The organism is Mixta sp. BE291 (genome assembly GCF_031457955.1).
GTDB lineage: Bacteria > Pseudomonadota > Gammaproteobacteria > Enterobacterales > Enterobacteriaceae > Mixta.
On record NZ_JAVDXN010000004.1, the window covers coordinates 407764 to 430298 of the forward strand.

The following is a 22535-nucleotide window of genomic DNA, read 5'->3' on the forward strand; positions in this document are numbered from 1 at the left end:
AGGCGATTAGGAATTTTAGTCGACAAGAAAATCGTGTTGTATCTCCTTACCGATAAACTGCAAGCCTAATAAGAGTGCTTCATTTTTTTGAAAGTTACATGTATGATTAATTATTTTCTTGAGCAATAGTAATTTCGTGTAGATCTTCTCTGGTTCCCGAGTGAATATTTTGCTGTGGTACTGATGAACTCTGTCAGATAATATCTGAAAGATATGAAATTCAAACGCTGTCATAATGACTTTGTTATATGCAAGATAGATATCTGACAACTCATGCCAGTCAGATTTTTCAGTTAGAGCATAATCGATACGTTCACACATACATTTGCAATAATCTGGCACAAGATATGCTGAAGATATACGATTAATTGCGCTTGAAAAAATAGCACGTTGGATTTGTACTATTGAATTATATTCCTGTAAATCACATGACGCTATTTTAAAACCACGTTTCTTTTGCCAATTAAGCAAGCCTCTTTCAGATAAGCGTATTAATGTCTCGCGCACAGGTATAAGACTTACTCCAAGTGAAGAACTTAATTCTCCTGGGTTTATATACTCTTCTTTTTCAAAGTCGCCATATATTATTTTTGAACGTATCTCATTGAATGTGTCTCTTTTTATGTTCCCCATCACAACAGTCCTTTGTGAAAAATATTACTGGTTTTAATTACGAATTCATCGGCTTTTAAGCTTCGAATGATATATTATTATGTTCGAAAGGTGAACGGCATCAAAATTTATCGGCGTTTTGCGAATATATTCTATGATGCATTTTAGAAAATTATTTATTTTGATGGATATCAAATAAAGCTGCGTCGTTTTCACTTCTCTGATTTCACCCTTAAAAATTTATAGTTAGCCAGGAAAATTTTAGTAAAAAATGCTGCTAACAATCTCATTCAGGGAGACTATCTTAATATGAGACCAGAAAAGTAACGGGGAAGCGCCAGGTGATTTTTTTCAAGTAAGCAACCGCTGAATCTCTGCCCGGTGCGCGATGGAGAATACAATAGTTTCTGTAAAGCTCTCTGGGATCAGCGGCAACATTTAGCCCTTATCAGTTATCTAAAGCATAAATTCGGATTTTTCCGTGCGTGTCGCCTCTTACAGAGCCAGACTTTCGCTATCTAACAACGCAGGATGCGGCATAGAGGCAGCCATAAAGGCATTCTTACCGATGTGGGAGGATGTCTGAAATCGTACAAGCTCACTCTTTTCCTGTCTTTTCATTGGGCTGGCGTAAAAGTAACCGCCAGGTGATCCGTATCCTCTTTTTCAGCTTTGTGCTAATTATTTTATGCAAAGTTCGCAGGCTTATTGTTGGCCTTGTCTATGCTTAGCAAGACTGTTTTGTTTTTCTGCTTTGAATATTAAAAGTTGATGCGCGCGGCAACGCTTTTTCCATGGAAAGGTGCGGCTCTGTCAGCGTGCGCATGGCTCATTGAAGAGTAGTCAGGCTAACGTCCTCACACGTAACGTTTCGGCTACCATACATCACAGGAAGAAAGTCATGTCAGAGCTCCCGGATCGCCAGGCGATCAATGCGATTATTGAAGGTCACTACGCTGACCCGTTTTCACTGTTGGGAATGCATCAGACCGGTAAAGGACTTGAGGTGCGGGCGCTGTTGCCTGATGCCTCGGAAGTGTGGGTGATTGAAACCAGCACCGGGCGTAAATGCGCTCAGCTGAAATGTCTCGACTCGCGCGGTTTTTTTCATGGCGTTATTCCGCGTCGTAAAAACCCGTTCCGCTATCAGCTTGCCGTCACCTGGCACGGCGAGCAGAACCTGATTGATGATGCCTATCGCTTCGGCCCGCTGCTGCAAGATCTCGACAGCTGGCTGCTGGCGGAAGGCACCCATTTACGCCCTTATGAAACGCTGGGCGCGCATGCCGATGTGATTGACGGCATTAGCGGCACGCGTTTCTCTGTCTGGGCGCCTAACGCGCGCCGTGTCTCGGTGGTGGGCGATTTTAACTATTGGGATGGCCGCCGCCATCCGATGCGCTTTCGCCGGGAAATCGGCATCTGGGAACTGTTCGTGCCTGCGGCGCGTAATGGCCAGCTCTACAAGTTTGAAATTATTGATAACAAAGGGGATTTGCGTCTGAAGTCCGATCCCTTTGCGTTTGAATCACAAATGCGGCCTGACAGTGCCTCGGTGATTTGCGGACTGCCGGAAAAGGTAGTGATGCGCGAGGATCGCAAAGCGGCTAACGCCTTTGACGCGCCGATTTCGGTGTATGAAGTGCATCTTGGCTCCTGGCGTCGTCATACCGATAACAACTTCTGGCTGAGCTACAAAGAGCTGGAAGAGCAGCTGATCCCCTACGTTAAAGAGATGGGCTTTACCCATATCGAACTGATGCCGATTAATGAGCATCCATTCGATGGCAGCTGGGGCTATCAGCCGGTGGGCATGTACGCGCCGACCCGGCGTTTCGGCACGCGCGACGAGTTCCGTCATTTTGTCGCTGCCGCCCACGCCGCCGGGATCAATGTGATCCTCGACTGGGTGCCCGGCCATTTTCCCTCGGATGATTTCGGCCTGGCGCAGTTTGACGGCACTGCGCTGTATGAACATGAAGACCCGCGCGAAGGCTTTCATCAGGACTGGAACACCCTGATCTATAACTACGGGCGACGCGAAGTCAGCAACTATCTCGCCGGTAACGCGCTTTACTGGGTAGAACGCTTTGGCATCGACAGCCTGCGAGTGGATGCGGTGGCCTCAATGATCTACCGTGATTACAGCCGACCGCAGGGCGAATGGGTGCCAAATCACTTTGGCGGCCGGGAAAACCTCGAAGCGATCGATTTCATTCGTTATACCAACCGTATGTTGGGGAGCACCGCTCCCGGCGCGGTGACCATCGCCGAAGAATCCACCGATTTTCATGGCGTGTCGCGTCCGCCGGAAACGGGCGGGCTGGGCTTCTGGTACAAGTGGAATCTGGGCTGGATGCACGACACGCTGGATTACATGAAGCTCGATCCCATCTACCGCAGCCACCATCATCACTTGATGACGTTCGGCATGCTCTACAACTACACCGAAAATTTTGTGCTGCCGCTTTCACACGATGAAGTGGTGCACGGTAAGCGCTCCATCCTTGACCGCATGCCGGGCGACGCCTGGCAGAAATTCGCCAATCTGCGCGCCTATTACGGCTGGATGTGGGCCTTCCCCGGCAAAAAACTGCTGTTTATGGGCGGCGAGTTCGCTCAGGGACGTGAATGGAACCATGATTCCAGCCTCGACTGGCATCTGCTGGAAGGCGAGGACAACTGGCATAACGGCGTACAGCGACTGGTACGCGATCTTAACCTGACCTATCGCCACCATGCGCCGATGTACCAGTGCGATTTCGACGGCAGCGGCTTTGAATGGCTGGTGGTGGATGATTACGAAAACTCGGTATTTATTTTTGCGCGCCGCGATCGTGAAGGCAATGAAATCATTGTTGCCAGCAACTTTACGCCGGTCGCACGTGAAAATTACCGTTTCGGCATCAATCAGCCGGGCGCCTGGCGCGAAATCCTGAATACCGACTCTGTGCATTATCACGGCAGCAATACCGGCAACGGCGGCGTCGTGTGGAGCGATCCGCTACCCAGCCATAACCGTGAGCATTCGCTGATGCTGACCCTGCCGCCGCTGGCGACGATTTGGCTGGTTCGGGAGGCGGAATGAGTCATTTGCGTACGGGTAATCCTGCTCCCCTGGGCGCAACCTGGGATGGTAGCGGGGTTAACTTCACGCTTTTTTCTCAACACGCACAGCGCGTGGAGCTTTGCCTGTTCGATGAACAAGGTCAGGAAGTACGTTACGACCTGCCATCGCGCAGCGAAAGCATCTGGTATGGCTATGTACCGGATCTCAAACCGGGCCAGCGCTACGGCTATCGCGTGCATGGTGCCTGGGCGCCCGAGCAGGGCCATCGCTTTAACCCGGCCAAGCTGTTAATCGATCCCTGCGCGCGCGCCGTCGAGGGCGGCGTGGTGGATAGTCCGCTGTTTAACGGCGGAGAATGGCAGCGTGACGAGCAGGATAACGCGGCGATAGCGCCGAAAAGCGTGGTGGTCGCGCAAGACTTTAACTGGGGCGATGATGCCGCGCCGCGCGTGCCCTGGGGCAATACCGTGATTTATGAAGCGCACGTGCGCGGCCTGACTCAACGGCATCCGGAAATTCCGGAAACGCAGCGCGGCACTTACGCGGCGCTGGGACACCCTGCTATTGTCAATTATCTCAAAAGGCTGGGTATTACCACGCTGGAGCTACAGCCGGTGGCGCAGTTTGCCGATGAGCCGCGCCTGCAACAGCTGGGGCTGAGTAACTATTGGGGCTATAACCCTTATGCGCTCTGGTCGGTGGAGCCGCGCTACGCATCCGGCGAGCGTGGCCGCAGCGCGCTACAGGAGTTTCAGCAGGCGGTAAAAACGCTGCATGCGGCGGGCATTGAGGTGGTGCTGGATGTGGTATTTAACCATACCGCCGAGCTGGAAGAGATTGGCCCGACGCTTTCCCTGCGCGGTATTGATAATGCCAGCTACTATTGGTTAAGCGCCGACGGGCATTATCACAACTGGACCGGCTGCGGTAACACGCTCAATCTCAGCCATCCTCAGGTCATGAACTGGGCGCTCGACTGTTTACGCTATTGGGTTACGGTGTGCCACGTCGACGGCTTTCGCTTCGATTTGGCGCCGGTGCTGGGAAGAACGCCCGATTTTCGCGCCGACGCGCCTTTCTTTGCGGCGCTAAAAGCCTGTCCGATTCTTTCTCAGGTCAAGCTGATCGCCGAGCCGTGGGATATCGGGCCGCACGGCTATCAGCTGGGGCATTTTCCCGCGCCGTTTGCTGAATGGAACGATCGCTTTCGCGATGATATGCGCCGCTACTGGCTACAGGGTGAATTATCTAACGGCGACGTTGCGCGCCGTTTTGCCGCGTCCAGCGATGTCTATCAGCATGATGAGCGTCCGCCTTCCGCCACGGTGAATCTGATTACCGCACACGACGGCTTTACCCTGCGCGATCTGCTGAGTTTTACGCGCAAACGTAACGAAGCCAACGGTGAGGATAACCGCGACGGGCACAACGGCAACTTTAGCCACAATCACGGCAGTGAAGGATTAACGGTATCGCTTAACGTGCTGGAGCGTCGGCGGCGCAGCGCGCATGCCTTGCTGACCTCGCTGCTGCTGGCGCAGGGCACGCCGATGCTGCTGGCCGGTGATGAACATGGCCATACGCAGCATGGCAACAACAATGCCTATTGTCAGGATAACGAACTGACCTGGTTTGACTGGGAAAACCAGGACGAAGGGCTCTACGCCTTTACCGCCGCGCTGATTCATTTGCGCCAGCAAATTCCGGCGTTAACGCAGGATCGCTGGTGGGCGGAAGGCGATGGGAACGTTCAGTGGTTTAATCGTCAGGGAGAGCCGCTGAACGCGCAGGAATGGGAGCAGGGAGAGCATAAATTGCAAATCCTGCTTTCGGGTCGCTGGCTGATCACGATTAATGCCACGCAAGACGTGAGCGAAATATCTCTACCAGATGGAGAATGGCGCGCGGTTCCCCCTTTTGCCGGGGAAGATAATCCTGTCTCGTCGACTGTCTGGCATGGGCCTGCGCACGGCGCGTGTGTGTTCCAGAAGCAAGTATAAGGAGTCAGACATGGTCAAGTTAGAACGTACCGAACACCTGATGCTGGCGAGACAACTGCCAACGCAAACCGTGGCCCTCATTCTTGCAGGCGGACGCGGCACGCGCCTGAGAGATTTGACCGCGACGCGCGCCAAACCTGCGGTGCATTTTGGCGGCAAATTCCGCATCATCGATTTTGCGCTGTCGAACTGCATTAACTCCGGCATCCGCCGCATTGGGGTGATCACCCAGTACCAGTCCCACTCGCTGGTGCAGCATATCCAACGCGGCTGGTCATTCTTTAATGAAGAGATGAATGAGTTTGTCGATCTGTTACCGGCGCAACAGCGTTTTAGCACCGAGCACTGGTATCGCGGCACCGCCGATGCGGTAACCCAGAACCTGGATATTATTCGTCGCTACGATGCGCAATATATCGTGATTCTGGCGGGCGACCATATCTACAAAATGGATTACTCGCGCATGCTGCTGGATCATGTCGATAACGATGCGCGCTGCACCATCGCCTGTTTGCCGGTACCGCTGCATGAGGCGACCGCCTTCGGCGTGATGGCGGTAAACGAACAGAATCGCGTGGTGGATTTTGTGGAAAAACCGGCGCAGCCGCCTTCCATGCCGGGTGACGATACCCTGGCGTTAGCCAGCATGGGCATCTACGTATTTAACGCCGACTACCTTTATCAGCTGCTGGAAGAAGATCTGGAGATCCCAGGCTCCAGCCACGATTTCGGTAAAGACCTGCTGCCGAAAATCGTCGCCAGCGGTGAAGCGCTGGCGCACTCCTTTAACCTCTCCTGCGTACAAAACGACGACGACGCGATGCCCTACTGGCGCGATGTGGGCACGCTGGAAGCTTACTGGCGCGCCAATCTCGACCTGGCTTCCGTGACGCCGGAGCTGGATATGTATGACCACGAATGGCCGATTCACACCTATATGGAGCCGTTGCCGCCCGCTAAGTTTGTTCAGGATCGCTCCGGCAGTCACGGCATGACCATGAACTCGCTGGTTTCCGGCGGCTGCATCATCTCCGGTTCGGTGGTGGTCCATTCGGTGCTGTTCTCACGCGTACGCGTGAACTCGTTTTGCAATATTGATTCTGCAGTGCTGCTGCCGGATGTGGTGGTGGGGCGCTCTTGCCGTCTGCGCCGCTGCGTCATCGATCGCGCCTGCGTCATTCCAGAAGGCATGGTAATCGGCGAAAACCCTGATGAAGACAGCCGCCGTTTTTACCGTTCCGAAGAGGGTATCGTGCTGGTAACGCGCGAGATGCTGGCCAGGCTGGCCGACACTTCCGCCTGACCGACAAAACAGTAATACACGCAATCTGCGCGAGGATCGCGCCAGATTTCCGTTAAAGGAGCCGAGAATGCAGGTTTTACATGTCTGTTCAGAACTTTTCCCGCTGTTAAAAACCGGCGGGTTAGCTGATGTGGTGGGGGCATTACCGGCAGCTCAGATTGCAGAAGGAATGGATACGCGCGTGGTACTCCCGGCGTTTCCGGATCTGCGGAAAGGAATTACCGACACGGAAGTCGTTGCTGAGCTGCAAACGTTCGCAGGCCCGGTCAGGCTGCACTTTGGACATTTTAATGGGGTTGGCATTTATCTGATCGAAGCGGAAGGTTTATACGATCGGCCCGGAAGCCCCTATCACGACGAAAATCAGTTCGATTACCCGGACAACTATCTGCGCTTTGCGCTGCTCGGCTGGATGGGATGTGAAATTGCCTGCGGGCTGGATACCAACTGGCGGCCGGATATTGTGCATGCGCATGACTGGCATGCCGGTTTAACCTGCGCCTATCTGGCGGCGCGCGGTCGTCCGGCGAAGTCGGTGTTTACCGTGCATAACCTGGCGTATCAGGGGCTGTTCTACGCGCATCATATGGATGAAATCCAGCTGCCGTGGTCGTTTTTCGACATGCACGGTCTGGAGTTTTTCGGCCAGATTTCTTACCTCAAGGCCGGGCTGTTCTTTGCCGATCATATTACGGCGGTCAGCCCGACCTATGCGCGTGAAATAACGCTGCCGGAATATGGCAACGGCATGGAAGCGCTGCTGGCGGAGCGGATGCGCGAAGGACGGTTGAGCGGCATCCTGAACGGCGTTGATCCGCTGATCTGGGATCCGGCGCATGACCTGCTGCTTAACGCGCGCTACAACCGCGATACGCTGGATGCTAAAGCAGAGAACAAACGCCAGCTGCAGATTGCGATGGGCTTGAAAGTGGATGACAGCGTGCCGGTATTTGCGGTGGTCAGCCGTCTCACCAAGCAGAAAGGGCTGGATCTGGTGCTGGAAGCGCTGCCAAGCCTGCTGGAGCAGGGCGGCCAGCTGGTGCTGCTGGGGGCGGGCGATGCGGTATTGCAGCAGGGCTTCCTGGCGGCGGCGGCGGAAAATCCCGGCAGCGTCGGCGTACAGATTGGCTATCACGAAGCCTTCTCCCACCGCATTATGGGCGGGGCGGATGTGATCATGGTGCCGAGCCGCTTTGAACCCTGCGGCCTGACGCAGCTTTATGGCCTGAAGTATGGCACCTTGCCGCTGGTAAGGCGCACCGGCGGGCTGGCGGATACGGTTAACGACAGTTCGCTGGAGAACCTGGCGGACGGCATCGCCAGCGGCTTCAGTTTTGAAGACAGCAACGCCTGGTCGCTGCTGCGCGCCATTCGACGTTCGTTTGTGTTGTGGTCTCGTCCTTCCCTTTGGCGCTACGTTCAGCGTCAGGCGATGGCAATGGACTTTAGCTGGCAGGTGGCAGCACAGGCCTACCGGGATCTTTATCAACGGTTGTTGTAACCTGATTTGGGATACTTGCTATGAACGCACCTTTTACCTATGCCTCACCTACGCTAACGGTCGACGCGTTAAAGCACTCTATTGCCTATAAGCTGATGTTTACGCTGGGTAAAGATCCATCCGCCGCCAATAAGCACGAATGGCTGAACGCCTCGCTGCTGGCGGTACGCGATCGCATGGTGGAGCGTTGGTTGCGCTCCAGCCGCGCGCAGCTTTCGCAGGATGTGCGTCAGGTCTATTACCTGTCGATGGAGTTTTTGATGGGCCGCACCCTTTCCAATGCGCTGCTGGCAATGGGGATCTATGAAGATCTCAGTTCGGCGCTGGAAGAGATGGGGCTGGATCTGGCGGAGCTGATTGAAGAAGAGAACGATCCGGGGCTGGGTAATGGGGGCTTAGGGCGTCTGGCGGCCTGCTTCCTTGATTCGCTGGCAACCTTAGGCTTGCCGGGACATGGTTACGGCATTCGCTACGATTACGGCATGTTTAAGCAAAATATCGTGGATGGACGCCAGGCGGAGTCGCCGGATTACTGGCTGGAATATGGCAACCCGTGGGAATTCCAGCGCTACAACACGCGTTATAAAGTGCGCTTTGGCGGACGCTTACAGCATGAAGGCGCAAAGGTGCGCTGGCTGGAAACCGAAGAAGTGCAGGCCATGGCCTATGACCAGATCATTCCTGGCTTTGATACCGACGCCACCAACACGCTGCGGCTGTGGAGCGCGCAGGCCAGTAATGAGATCAACCTCGGGAAATTTAACCAGGGCGACTACTTTGCAGCGGTAGAAGACAAAAACCATTCGGAAAACGTATCACGCGTGCTCTACCCGGATGATTCCACCTACTCTGGCCGCGAGCTGCGTCTGCGTCAGGAATATTTCCTTGTCTCGGCGACGGTGCAGGATATCCTTAGCCGCCACTGGGATATGCACAAAACCTTCGAAAACCTCGCCGATAAGATCGCTATCCACCTGAACGATACGCATCCGGTGCTGGCGATCCCGGAGCTGATGCGCTTGTTGATCGATGAGCATAAGTTCAACTGGGACGATGCGTTTGAGGTGGTGTGTCAGGTCTTCTCCTATACCAACCACACCCTGATGAGCGAAGCGCTGGAAACCTGGTCGGTGGATATGCTCGGCAAGATCCTGCCGCGCCATCTGCAAATCATCTTTGAAATTAACGACTACTTCCTGCGTACCATTCAGGAACATTACCCGGACGAGTGGGAGCTGCTGTCGCGTGTTTCCATCATTGATGAAAACAACGGGCGGCAGGTACGTATGGCCTGGCTGGCGGTGGTGGTCAGCCATAAGGTGAATGGCGTATCGGAGCTGCATTCTAATTTGATGGTGCAGTCGCTGTTTGCTGATTTTGCCCGCTTGTTTCCAGGACGCTTCTGTAACAAAACCAACGGCATTACGCCACGGCGTTGGCTGGCGCTGGCGAACCCGGCGCTCTCTGACGTGCTGGACGACAGCATTGGCCGTCACTGGCGCACCGATCTTAGCCAGCTGGAGGAGATCAAGCCGCAAATTGATTTTCCCGCCTTTATTGAAAAGATCGCCGATGCCAAGCTGGAGAACAAAAAGCGTCTGGCGGATTGGGTGGCGAAAAACATGGATATCGTGCTGGATCCAAATGCGCTGTTTGATGTGCAGATCAAGCGCATCCATGAATATAAGCGCCAGCTGATGAACGTGTTGCACGTGATCACCCGCTATAACCGCATCAAGGCCGATCCTAATGCGAACTGGGTGCCACGCGTGAATATCTTCGCCGGTAAGGCGGCTTCCGCCTACTATATGGCCAAGCATATTATTCATTTGATCAACGATGTGGCGCAGGTGATTAACAACGATCCGCAGGTGAAAAATAAGCTGAAGGTAGTGTTTATTCCTAACTACAGCGTTAGCCTTGCGCAGATCATTATTCCGGCTGCCGATCTTTCTGAGCAGATCTCGCTGGCGGGCACCGAAGCCTCCGGTACCAGTAACATGAAGTTTGCCGTCAACGGCGCGTTAACCATCGGCACGCTGGATGGCGCAAACGTGGAGATGCTGGAACATGTTGGTAAGGAAAATATCTTTATCTTCGGCAACACCGCCGATCAGGTGGAAAAGCTGCGGCGTGAAGGGTACAACCCGCGTAAATATTATGAAGAAGATGAAGAACTGCGGCTGGCGCTGACGCAAATCGCCACCGGCGTGTTCAGCCCGCAGGAAACCGGCCGCTATCACAATATCTACGATACGCTGATGGGGCTGGGCGACCACTATCAGCTGCTGGCGGACTATCGCAGCTATGTGGATACGCAGGACAAAGTGGATGAGCTTTATCGTCAGCCGGAAGAGTGGCAGCGACGTGCGGCGCTGAATATCGCTAATATGGGCTATTTCTCTTCCGACCGCACCATTCAGGAATACGCCGACGAAATCTGGCATATTTCGCCTATCCGCCTGTAGCCGCATTTCAGCAAGCCCGCTTTGCCGCGGGCGCATAAAAACAAGCGGGCCGCTGTTTCCAGCGGCCCGCTTAGTCACTAACCTGAGCGATGTTTTATGACGCCAGCGACAGCGCGGGTTTTTTGCCGTGCGCTTCCAGCCACTGCGCTACGCGTGCCTGCTGCGCCTCATCCAGCCACATGCCAAGCTTGGTACGACGCCAAATGGCATCATCCAGTTCGCGCACCCATTCGTTTTCCATCAGGTAACGCAGTTCCGCCTCATAGAAGCCGTGACCGAACGCTTCACCCAGATCGTCCAGCGACGCAGCACCTTTGAGGATTTGCTCGCTGTTGCTGCCGTAGGTGCGGGCGTAATGACGCGCCATGCCTTCGCTAATAAACGGATAACGACGACGCAGGTTGGCGGCATAATCTTCACGTGTACCGGCGATATCGCCGCCGGGCAGCACGGCGGTTTTGGTCCAGGCCGGGCCGATATTGCTGTAATACTTCGTCAGCTTCTCCATCGCATGCTCAGCCAGCTTGCGGTAGGTGGTCAGCTTGCCGCCAAACACCGACAGCAGCGGCGCTTTGCCCGCATCGTCACGCACATCCAGCGTGTAATCGCGGGTAATCGCCTGCGGTGAATCCGATTCGTCGTCGCACAGCGGACGCACGCCCGAGTAAGTCCAGACGATATCGCTACGATCCAGCTGCTTTTTAAAGTGCGCGTTATACACTTTCAGCAGATAGGCGATTTCGTTATCGTCAATTTTTACCTGTTTCGGGTCGCCTTTGTATTCCACGTCGGTGGTGCCGATAATGGAAAACTCATCCATCCACGGGATCACGAACACGATACGATTGTCTTCGTTTTGCAGAATATAAGCCTGCTTTTCCGTATGAACGCGCGGTACCACAATATGGCTGCCTTTAATCAGGCGAATGCCGTAAGGCGATTTCAGTTTCAGGCCATCATCAAATAGCTGTTTAACCCACGGACCAGCCGCGTTTACCAGGCCTTTGGCGCGCCAGGTAAAGGTTTTACCGCTATCGACATCTTCCGCTTCCACCATCCACAGGTCGTTTTCACGCCAGGCGCGGGTCACACGGGTGCGGGTACGTACTTCGCCGCCGCGTTTCACCACTTCCTGAGCGTTCAACACCACCAGACGCGCATCGTCTACCCAGCAGTCAGAATATTCGAATCCGCGCGTAATTTCCGGTTTCATCACGGAATCCGCGCCGAAACGCAGCCCTTTACTGGCTGGCAGGCTGGTGCGTTTACCCAGGTGGTCATACATAAACAGACCGGTACGGATCATCCACGCCGGGCGTAAATGCGGGCGGTGCGGCAGGCGGAAACGCATAGGAAAAGCAATATGCGGCGCCATTTTCAGCAGGACTTCACGCTCGGCCAGCGCTTCGCTGACCAGACGGAATTCATAGTGTTCAAGGTAGCGCAGGCCGCCATGAATCAGTTTTGAGCTGGCGGAAGAGGTCGCGCACGCCAGATCCTGCGCCTCCAGCATCAGCACTGACAGTCCGCGTCCTGCGGCGTCGGCCGCAATACCGGCACCGTTGATGCCGCCGCCGATAACGATCAGATCTTTGGTTTCCACGTCATCTCCCCCGATGTTCGGAATAGTTCGTCTATGTTCGTTTTCGAGCATAATAATAATCGCAAACCAACATTGACGCCAGCTTTAACCCAATAAAAACATCTTAGCGTGATTCACTTAACATTATTCGCGGCGTTATGGCGGTTAACCCTGCGGTTAGTTGGGTTATAGTTCAATGGCTTCGCGCTACAATAGAGCACTTCATGGCTGAAAAACGGCGCGGCTATCCGGTTCGCGCCTGTGCTCGGCTTATCGCACTCTCGTTGATTTGGAATCCGGTATGGAACAATTTGAATGCATCAGCGTCGATATGGCGCAACAACGTCTGGCTGAAGGCGAAGCGCTGCTGGTCGATATTCGCGATCCGCAAAGTTTTGAGGCGGGACATGCCACAGGGGCTTTCCACCTCACCAACGGCACGCTGAACGCGTTTATGCAACAGGCGGATTTCGATAAGCCAGTGCTGGTGATGTGTTATCACGGCAACAGCAGCAAGGGCGCGGCGCAGTATTTGATTCAGCAGGGATTTGACCAGGTATATAGCATCGACGGCGGCTTTGATGCCTGGCGTGCGACCTTCCCGCAGCTGATTGAGGCGCAAACGGAGTAAGCGCTGCCTTACGATAACCCCTCAGGAAACGGGCGATGATACAACTCACTCAGTTCAATAATCCGCGCATGGCGCAGGCGTTTGTTGACTACATGGCGACGCGTGGCGTGACGCTGCAGATTAAAAAGCAAGAACAGTTCATCCTGCTGCTGGAGGACGAGACGAAACAGGAAATGGTCGAAAACGAACTTAAACAGTTTGTTCGCGATCCTTTTCATCCACGCTATCAGGCCGCCAGCTGGCAGAGCGGCACCACCGATAGCGGGCTACACTATCAGCGCGCCAGCCTGCTAAGCCACCTGCGCCAGCGCGCCGGGCCGCTTACCGTGGTGCTGGGCATCGCCTGTATCGCCATATATATCCTGATGCAAATCGTGGGCGATCGCACCATGCTCGCCTGGCTGGCGTGGCACATGGATGGCTCACCCTTTTTTCAGCCCTGGCGTTGGTTTAGCCATATCCTGCTGCACTTTTCGCTGTTGCACCTGGTGTTCAACCTGCTCTGGTGGTGGTATCTCGGCGGCGCGGTAGAAAAGCGGCTGGGCAGCGGCAAACTGTTTGTGATCGCGCTGATTTCCGCGCTGTTAAGCGGCTGGATGCAGGCCAAATTTAGCGGCCCCTGGTTTGGCGGGCTGTCGGGCGTGGTCTATGCGCTGATGGGTTATGTATGGCTGCGGGGCGAGCGCGATCCCGAAAGCGGTATTTTCCTGCAGCGCGGTTTGATGGCTTTCGCTATTCTGTGGCTGGTCATTGGTTATTTTGGCGCATTTGACGGGCCGATTGCTAACGCCGCGCACGCTACCGGTCTGGTCGTGGGGCTGGCGATGGCGTTTGTTGATACGCGTCAGATAAAGAAAGGCTGATAACTGAGCATCAGTCTGGCGCAGGCCGTCAGTGAAGGCGGCCTGATGCCGCGCGACTAACAGGAGATTTATGTGAAGCAGACGCAACGTCATGACGCCATTATTGAGCTGGTCCGGCGTCAGGGGTATGTGAGTACTGAAGAGCTGGTGGAGCATTTTGACGTCAGTCCGCAGACTATTCGCCGTGATTTAAACGATCTGGCCGACCAGAACAAAATACAGCGTCATCACGGCGGCGCCGCGCTGCCTTCCAGCTCGGAAAATACCGCCTGGCAGGATCGTAAGATGATGTGGTCGGCGGAAAAGGCGCGTATCGCGCAGCGTGTAGCCAGCCAAATCCCCGATGGGGCAACCTTGTTTATTGATATTGGCACCACGCCGGAAGCGGTGGCGCACGCCTTAATGAACCATAACGATTTGCGTATCGTCACCAATAATCTCAATGTCGCCACGCTGCTGATGACCAAGCCCGATTTCCGCCTGATCATCGCCGGTGGTGAAGTGCGCACGCGCGACGGCGGCATCATGGGCGAAGCCACGCTCGATTTCATCTCTCAGTTTCGGCTGGATTACGGCATTCTCGGCATCAGCGGCATCGATATGGATGGCTCGCTGCTGGAGTTTGACTATCATGAAGTGCGCACCAAGCGCGCGATTATTGATAACTCGCGCTGTGCGATGTTGGTGGCTGACCACTCTAAATTTGGCCGTAATGCGATGGTGAACCTGGGCAATATGAGCCTGGTGGACTATCTGTTCACCAATGAAATGCCGCCCGCCAGCGTCATGAAAGTGATTGAACAGCATGAGGTTCATCTGGAACTGTGCTGAGTTTCCCCCTTCGTTCGCCGCATTAACCCTACGCCACGCTCATCCCCATCAGGTGCAGTAAATGCTGCGCCTGCTGCACCGCTTCCTGCCGGTGCATCACGCCCAGTTTTTGATAGAGATTACGAATGTGCGTTTTGATGGTGGTTTGCGCCACTTCCAGTTCACCGGCGATTTGATCGTTGCTGTAACCGGAATAGATCAGCCCCAGCACCTGCCATTCACGTTGCGTCAGCGGACTGGTGCGAATCAGTTCCGGCACCTGCGGGTGCGTCAGCAGACGACTGACAAAGCTTTCATCAAAGTGCGCAAACTTATGGCGATGATGCTGATTGATGTCGCGCAGAATACGCTGTGCCCGGTGCTGCTCCAGCTCCGGCAGCGTATGCAGCTGCAACAGTTGACGCAGCTGCTGCGCCATGTTTTCGCCTTCAATCACGAAGTGGCTGATAAAGCCGGTGCGGTTCGCCAGCGTTAGCGCCTCAATTAGCGCCTGTTGCGCTTCGCTTTTGCGCCCGGTTTGCCAGTAAAGCGCGTTTAACAACAGCAGATTACGATTCAGATCGCTGGTCAGCCGCAGACGCCGCGCGCTTTCATTCAGCTCATCCAGAACGACTTCCGCTTCATCATACTGACCCAGCAGAATCTGAACGCGTGCGATATTGCGCCACTGTCCCTGTAAAAAATGGTTATCGGCGGTGGCCGGTTTCGGCGTCAGCCGCAGCCAGTTAGCCGCCGCGACTTTATCATTGGTTAACTGCCAGTAAATCACGCGCGGCTTATCGGCATTGGTCACCCAGTCGCTGTGATACTGACCGTTGCCCAACAGGTTTTCGCAGCGGATCAAATGACGCCGCGCATTATCCAGATCGCCACGCGCCAACGCGCATTTTGCCAGCATCGCCAGGCACTGTAGCTGCTGCTGCGGCTGGAAATTAGCCAGCACCTCCAGCCCTAGCCTGGCCGTGGCTTCCGCCTCGTCGAGACGCGCCCATGACCAGAGCAGCTGCGAGCGAATGCGCAGCAGGAATTCATGCATCGGCAGCTGTTCCAGCCCCTCTTCATTAATCAGCGTAAACGCCTTTTCCTGAATATCGTAAGCGGTTTGCAGAAAGCCCTGCGCCAGCAGAATCTCGCTCTGCTGCAACAGCGCCCAGAGCGCGTAATGACAGCTGTTATAGTGACGCGCCATTTCATCGGTTTGCTGCATGGTCGCCAGCGCGGCCTCTAACTGGCCCTGACAGTGCAGCACTTCCCCTTTTACCGAGGTCGCGACAATGCGGCTGTAGTAGTTTGCCAGCGGCAGGTTTGCCAGCGCCTGATTAGCCAGTCGCTCCGCCTCTTCAGGCTTGCCTGCGTTAATCGCCACCTGCGCGCGCAGCGCATCAAACTCCGCGCTGAGCACCGCATCAATAGCGATTTGCTGAAGCGTCATCTCTTCTTCGGCACGCGCCAGCAACAGGTTCACCTCGCCGTAGCGATGCTGACTTTGCGCCAGCCAGGCCTGCAACAGAATCAAACGAGGATTATCAACCAGCAGCTGCCACGGCAGCGCCTTTAATCCCTCTTCCAGCAGCGCCAGCTCGCTGTGGTTAAACAGCGACCAGGCGTGATGCAACAGGATATCGCGCAGCAGCTGAGTATCCTGCGCCGCCAGCGCATGATGAATGGCTTCACCGGCGAAGCCGAGCGCCATCCAGCCTTCTGCCGCCGCGCGATGCAGCTGATGCAGCTCGCTGCTTAGCTCCCACTGGCAGCGCTGGCGTAAAAAGGTGGCAAACAGCGGGTGAAAATTAAACCATTTTCCGCTGTCATCCATGCGCTGCAAAAACAACCCCTGACGCTCGGTCTCTTCCAGCCGCAGCTGGGCGTTCTCTTCGCCGGTGAGGTGCGCAATCAGCATATCGTTCATTGAACGCAGCACGGAACTGCGCAGCAAAAAGTTGCGTGTCGCGCTGTCCACGCAGTCCAGCACCTCATCCACCAGATAATCAGAAAGATGGCTGGCGTTAATGCCCGCCAGGCGCTGGGCAGATTGATGCGTGGGCGTATTGGACTGGCGCTCTGTCAAGGCGATCAGCTGTAGCGCGGTCGCCCAGCCTGCCACTTCATCGCACAGCCGCTGAGAATCATCTGCGCCAATCGGGCGTTGCAGACGGCAGTCGAAAAACTGCTTCGCCTCCTGCGGCGTAAAGGCCAGCGACTGGCTGTTAATTTCCAGCAGCTGTTCACGTACGCGCAGGTTAGCGATGCCCAGCGAGGGCAAATTACGCGACAGAATAATCAGCGTCAGGTTCTCAGGCTGATGACGAATAAAAAAGCGCATCGCCTGGTGGATGGCATCGTTAGTCAGCAGATGATAATCGTCAATCACCAGATAAAGCGGGCGATGCCACTCGGAAAGCTCCACGAACAGCTGGGAAAAAAGCGCGCTGAGGCTGGCGTACTGACGCTTTTGCGCCAGCGCTTCGCTACGCGCGCAGTGCCCGTCGGTTGCCTGCTGTATCGCCGCCATAAAATAGTTAGCAAAGCGTTCCGGGTAATTATCGCTTTCATCCAGCGAATACCAGCCGAGATCGCTTTTATCTGCTGCCCACTGCGCGACCAGCGTGGTTTTACCATAGCCAGCGGGGCTGCTAATCAGAGCTAAACGGTAGTGCGCAATGTTCGCAAGCCTGGCTATCAAACGCTCCCGAACAATGGTGTTCTGAAGCCGCAGAGGACGGCTGAGTTTCGATGGTATCAGCATGGCGACACTTCACTGTGGTGAAAGAGATGGAAACAAAAGGAATTATTTTACGCTGTGTAATTAAATACTTTCTGTCCTGGCGCAGGCTAATGCAAGAACCACGGTCGACCAGTTCTCATTTAGTTGCACCTCATCACACTTCCTTCTAATTATTTGACGCTTTCTCGTACTAACACCAACGGATAGCGGTGAAGGGCGCGCTTTATTTGCGTATTGCGTCTTAAATTAACCCGTCCGGGATCACAGTTTTGCCTACGCCCTGCAACTCCTCCCTGGCGAATTTAACTGCGGGAGGATGCCGCCGTCAGGGGTTAACGTCAGCATGGGTATTAATTTTTTTGCGCAACCTTTTACTTAGCGGAAGAGACTCGTATGTCGCAGCAAAAATTCAGTAAGGCACGTTTTGAGGCGGCGTTAACGCGCCAGTGGCAATACCTGGGGCTGAACAGCGCCAGCGAAATGACCCGACATCAGTGGTGGCAGGCGGTCAGCGCCGCGCTGGCCGAACTGCTGGCGGAGCAGCCGGTAGCGAAACCCGGCAAACAGCAGCGCCACGTCAACTATATTTCCATGGAGTTTTTGATCGGCCGTCTGACCGGCAATAACCTGATTAACCTCGGCTGGTATGACGAAGTGAAAAACGTGCTGGCGCAGCAGGGCCTGGCGTTAAGCGATCTGCTGGAAGAGGAGGTGGATCCGGCGCTGGGCAACGGCGGTCTGGGGCGGCTGGCGGCCTGCTATCTTGATTCCATGGCGACGGTGGGGCAATCCGCCACCGGTTATGGGCTTAACTATCAGTACGGCCTGTTCCGTCAGTCATTCGACGACGGCCAGCAGCGCGAAGCGCCGGATGACTGGCAGCGCGCCAGCTATCCGTGGTTCCGTCATAATGCCGCGTTGAATGTCGACGTCGGCATCGGCGGTAAAGTAATAAAAAACAGCGACGGCTCGCTGCGCTGGGAACCGGCGTTTACGTTACGCGGCGAAGCCTGGGATCTGCCGGTTATCGGCTACCGCAACGGCGTGGCGCAGCCGCTGCGTCTGTGGCAGGCGACGCATGCGCATCCGTTTGATTTGACCTTGTTTAACGACGGAAAATTCCTGCAGGCGGAGCAGCAGGGCATCGATGCGGCCAAACTGACGAAAGTGCTTTATCCCAACGATAACCATCAGGAAGGCAAGCGCCTGCGCCTGATGCAGCAATATTTCCAGTGCGCCTGCTCGGTGGCGGATATTCTGCGCCGCCATCATCAGGCGGGGCGCCAGCTGGCGGAGCTGCCCGATTATGAAGTTATTCAGCTCAACGATACGCATCCCACCATCGCCATTCCGGAGATGTTGCGCGTGCTGCTGGATGAGCATCAACTGAGCTGGGATGAGGCCTGGGAGATCACCAGCAATCTCTTCGCCTATACCAACCATACGCTGATGCCGGAGGCGCTGGAGCGCTGGGATGAGCGCCTGGTACGCTCGCTGCTGCCGCGTCATTTCATGATTATCAAAGAGATCAACCAGCGCTTTAAAAAGCAGGTCAATAAGCAATGGCCTGGCGATGAGAAGGTCTGGGAGAAGGTGGCGGTGCTGTACGATAAACAGGTGCGCATGGCGAACCTGTGCGTGGTCAGCGGCTTTGCGGTTAACGGCGTCGCGGCGCTGCACTCCGATCTGGTGGTTAAAGATCTCTTCCCGGAATATCACCAGCTGTGGCCGCAAAAATTCCTCAACGTTACCAACGGTATTACGCCGCGCCGCTGGCTGAAACAGTGCAACCCGGCGCTGGCCGGACTGATTGACGAGACGCTGGGCAACAGTAATTGGGTAACCGAGCTGGATGCGTTAAAAGCGCTGGAGCCGTACGCGGATGATAAAGCGTTCCGCCAGCGCTATCGCCAAATCAAAAATGACAATAAACAGCGCCTGACCGACTACATTTATCAGGTCACAGGCATTGAGGTGAATCCTGACGCGCTGTTTGATGTGCAGATCAAACGCCTGCATGAATACAAGCGCCAGCACCTTGGGCTGCTGCATATCCTGCACTGCTATCGTCAGCTGCGCGACAATCCGCAGCTGGATAAAGTCCCGCGCGTGTTCCTGTTTGGCGCCAAAGCCGCGCCCGGCTACTACCTGGCAAAAAATATTATCTATGCCATTAATAAAGTGGCGGAGGTGATCAACAACGATCCGTTGATCGGCGATCGGCTGAAAGTGGTGTTTATCCCTGATTACCGTATTACCGTTGCAGAACTGATGATCCCGGCGGCGGATCTCTCCGAGCAGATCTCTACCGCAGGCTATGAGGCGTCCGGCACTGGCAACATGAAGCTGGCGCTTAACGGCGCGCTGACCATCGGCACGCTGGATGGCGCTAACGTGGAAATTGCCGAGCAGGTTGGCGAAGAGAATATTTTCATTTTCGGTAACACCGTTGATGAAGTGAAAGCATTAAAGGCCAACGGCTACGATCCGAAAAAGCTGCGGAAGAAAGATAAGCACCTCAACGGTTTGCTGAAAGAGATGGAGAAAGGCCATTTCAGCGACGGCGATAAACATGCTTTTGAACTGCTGCTGGAGAGCCTGACCAAAAATGGCGATCCGTGGCTGGTGCTGGCAGATTTCGCCGACTACATCGCCGCGCAGGAGCGCGTTGAAGCGCTGTGGCGCGATAAGGAAGCCTGGACGCGTACCGCGATTCTTAATACGGCGCGTACCGGTATGTTCAGTTCTGACCGCTCCATTCGTGACTATCAACAGCGTATCTGGCAGAGCAAGCGTTAAGGGCGAGCGGCGCAGGCCGCTCTGGACAGAAGACGGATTCAGGAAGCGTTATGGATTTAACTCAGCTTGAGAAGCATGCCAGCGCGGCCGGGATTGCTGCCAGCTATATCAATGCCAAAGGGGAGCCGGAAGCGATCAATGCGGAAACCCGACAGCTGCTGCTGGAGGCGATGGGATTTCCGCGCGCGGCCAGTAAAGCGCCGCTTCCGCCGGTGAAGGTGTTTAGCGGACGCCAAAAGCGCGAGATTACCGCAGGCGGCCGTGGACAGTTTCACTGGCAGCTACAGACCGAGCAGGGCAAAACGTATCAGGGCGAAGCGCAGGGCGGTGAGGCGTTCGCTCTGCCGCCGCGCCTGCCGCAGGGTTATCATCAGCTGACGCTGACGCAGGGCAAAAAGCAGTGGGCCAGTCGGATCATCATTGCGCCGCAGCGCTGCTATGAACCGCAGCCACTGCTGGAGGGCGGCAAACTGTGGGGCGCCTGTGTCCAGCTCTATACGCTGCGCTCCGCCCGTAACTGGGGCATCGGGGATTTCGGCGATTTAAGCGAGATGCTGATGCAGATTGCCGATCGCGGCGGGGATTTTATCGGCCTTAATCCGATTCATTCGCTCTATCCCGCCAGCCCGGAAAGCGCCAGCCCTTACAGCCCCTCGTCGCGCCGCTGGATGAATATCATCTATATCGACGTCGAGCGCGTACCCGATTTTCAGGAGAGCGCCGCAGCGCAGCGCTGGTGGAAAAAGAAAGAGACGCAGCGTCGGGTTGAAGCGGCGCGTCAGGCGGATTGGGTGGATTACCGCGCGGTTAACCAGCTGAAAATCGAAGGCTTGCGGCTGGCGTGGGCGCAGTTTTCCACGCGTGACGAACAGGATGCCACGCGACGTCACTTTAATGATTTTGTCAGCACCGGCGGCGAGAGCCTCTACAGCCAGGCGGCGTACGATGCGCTGCATGCCGCGATGTTGCAGGAAGATGCGCAGCGCTGGGGCTGGCCGGTTTGGCCGGAAGCGTATCGTCAGGCGCAGAACGAGGCGGTACAGCAGTTCTGCCGCGACAATGAAGATGAGGTTAATTTCTGGCTGTGGCTGCAATGGCTGGCTAACCGCCAGTTTGACGAATGCTGGCAGGTTTGCCAGCAGCGCGGCATGTCGGTAGGGCTGTACCGCGATTTGGCGGTTGGCGTCGCAGAAGGCGGAGCGGAAACCTGGTGCGATCCCGATCTCTACTGTCTGAAAGCCTCGGTTGGCGCGCCGCCCGATATTCTGGGGCCGCTGGGGCAGAACTGGGGATTGCCGCCGATGGATCCGCACGTGATGACGGCGCGCGCCTATCAGCCGTTTATTGAGATGCTGCGCGCTAATATGGCCAGCTGCGGCGCGTTGCGCATCGATCATGTGATGTCGATGCTGCGCCTGTGGTGGATCCCGTATGGGATGACGGCCAATCACGGCGCCTATATCTCTTATCCGGTTGACGATCTGCTGGCGATTCTGGCGCTGGAGAGTCAGCGCAATCGCTGTATGGTGATCGGCGAAGATCTGGGCACCGTGCCGCAGGAGATCATCGGCAAGCTGCGTCGCAGCGGCATCTACTCGTGGAAGGTGCTCTATTTCGAGCAGGAGAGCGCCGATCGTTATCGCGCGCCGCAGGCGTGGCCGCGTCAGTCAATGGCCAGCGCCAGCACGCACGATTTGCCGACGCTGCGTGGTTTCTGGAGCGCGGGCGATCTGACGCTGGGCGAGAAGCTGGGCCTTTATCCTGACAAAGTAGTGCTGAAAGGGCTGTTTGAGAACCGCGAACGGCAGAAGCAGGCGCTGCTGAGCGCACTGCATGAGCAAGGCTGCGTACCGAAGAAGCTGGGCAAACGTGCGGAAAAACTGGCGATGTCGCCGGAACTGAACCGTGGAATGCAGCGTTATATTGCCGATAGCGGTAGCGCATTGTTGGGCTTACAGCCGGAAGACTGGCTGGATATGGCGCAGCCGGTCAATGTGCCGGGCACGGTCGATCAATATCCCAACTGGCGGCGCAAGCTAAGCCATACGCTGGACGAGATGTTTAGCGATGAACGCGTTAATCAGCTGATTAAGGATCTGGATCGACGGCGCAAAGCTAAAGGTGGTTAACCATCAAGCCCGACCGGTCAG

The 22535-nt window shown here is 55.5% G+C and carries 13 protein-coding genes; 10 read left to right on the forward strand and 3 right to left on the reverse strand.

Going from position 1 to position 22535, the window contains the following annotated elements:
• Positions 1-15: 15 nt before the first annotated feature.
• Positions 16-633 (reverse strand): GntR family transcriptional regulator, encoded by a 618-nt coding sequence (locus J2X14_RS11975; RefSeq protein WP_352411552.1) that lies wholly within the window; start codon positions 631-633, stop codon positions 16-18.
• A gap of 880 nt (positions 634-1513) precedes the next feature.
• On the opposite strand from J2X14_RS11975, the gene glgB reads away from it, so the two are divergent.
• The 5 genes from glgB to glgP all read left to right on the forward strand — a co-directional run bounded on the left by glgB (position 1514) and on the right by glgP (position 10954).
• Positions 1514-3700: a 1,4-alpha-glucan branching enzyme gene (gene glgB, locus J2X14_RS11980; protein WP_352411444.1), complete on the forward strand. Its 2187-nt coding sequence runs from the start codon at positions 1514-1516 to the stop codon at positions 3698-3700.
• Positions 3697-5682: a glycogen debranching protein GlgX gene (gene glgX / locus J2X14_RS11985; RefSeq protein WP_352411445.1), complete on the forward strand. Its 1986-nt coding sequence runs from the start codon at positions 3697-3699 to the stop codon at positions 5680-5682. The genes glgB and glgX overlap by 4 nt, the downstream gene beginning before the upstream one ends.
• Positions 5683-5692: 10 nt before the next feature.
• On the forward strand, positions 5693-6985 hold the full coding sequence (glgC, locus tag J2X14_RS11990) for a glucose-1-phosphate adenylyltransferase (RefSeq protein WP_352411446.1): 1293 nt from the start codon (positions 5693-5695) through the stop codon (positions 6983-6985).
• 67 nt (positions 6986-7052) lie between these two features.
• Positions 7053-8486, forward strand: coding sequence for a glycogen synthase GlgA (gene glgA, locus J2X14_RS11995; protein ID WP_352411447.1), 1434 nt, complete (start codon positions 7053-7055; stop codon positions 8484-8486).
• A gap of 20 nt (positions 8487-8506) precedes the next feature.
• Positions 8507-10954: a glycogen phosphorylase gene (gene glgP / locus J2X14_RS12000; protein ID WP_352411448.1), complete on the forward strand. Its 2448-nt coding sequence runs from the start codon at positions 8507-8509 to the stop codon at positions 10952-10954.
• Positions 10955-11048: 94 nt separating this feature from the next.
• Here the strand turns inward: glgP and glpD are convergent, their stop codons facing one another.
• Positions 11049-12557, reverse strand: coding sequence for a glycerol-3-phosphate dehydrogenase (glpD, locus tag J2X14_RS12005; protein WP_352411449.1), 1509 nt, complete (start codon positions 12555-12557; stop codon positions 11049-11051).
• A gap of 280 nt (positions 12558-12837) precedes the next feature.
• On the opposite strand from glpD, the gene glpE reads away from it, so the two are divergent.
• The 3 genes from glpE to J2X14_RS12020 all read left to right on the forward strand — a co-directional run bounded on the left by glpE (position 12838) and on the right by J2X14_RS12020 (position 14861).
• Positions 12838-13167 carry a thiosulfate sulfurtransferase GlpE gene (glpE, locus tag J2X14_RS12010; protein ID WP_352411450.1) on the forward strand — a complete coding sequence of 110 codons (330 nt, stop codon included), beginning with the start codon at positions 12838-12840 and terminating at the stop codon, positions 13165-13167.
• A gap of 35 nt (positions 13168-13202) precedes the next feature.
• Positions 13203-14030, forward strand: a complete 828-nt coding sequence (glpG, locus tag J2X14_RS12015; RefSeq protein WP_502889995.1) for a rhomboid family intramembrane serine protease GlpG — start codon at positions 13203-13205, stop codon at positions 14028-14030.
• A gap of 72 nt (positions 14031-14102) precedes the next feature.
• Positions 14103-14861, forward strand: a complete 759-nt coding sequence (locus tag J2X14_RS12020) for a DeoR/GlpR family transcriptional regulator (RefSeq protein ID WP_352411451.1) — start codon at positions 14103-14105, stop codon at positions 14859-14861.
• Positions 14862-14889: 28 nt separating this feature from the next.
• Here J2X14_RS12020 and malT read toward each other — a convergent pair whose 3' ends face one another.
• Positions 14890-17607, reverse strand: coding sequence for an HTH-type transcriptional regulator MalT (malT, locus tag J2X14_RS12025; RefSeq protein WP_352411452.1), 2718 nt, complete (start codon positions 17605-17607; stop codon positions 14890-14892).
• 372 nt (positions 17608-17979) lie between these two features.
• On the opposite strand from malT, the gene malP reads away from it, so the two are divergent.
• Positions 17980-20385 (forward strand): maltodextrin phosphorylase, encoded by a 2406-nt coding sequence (gene malP / locus J2X14_RS12030; protein ID WP_352411453.1) that lies wholly within the window; start codon positions 17980-17982, stop codon positions 20383-20385.
• 50 nt (positions 20386-20435) lie between these two features.
• Positions 20436-22514: a 4-alpha-glucanotransferase gene (malQ, locus tag J2X14_RS12035; protein ID WP_352411454.1), complete on the forward strand. Its 2079-nt coding sequence runs from the start codon at positions 20436-20438 to the stop codon at positions 22512-22514.
• Positions 22515-22535 lie beyond the last annotated feature (21 nt).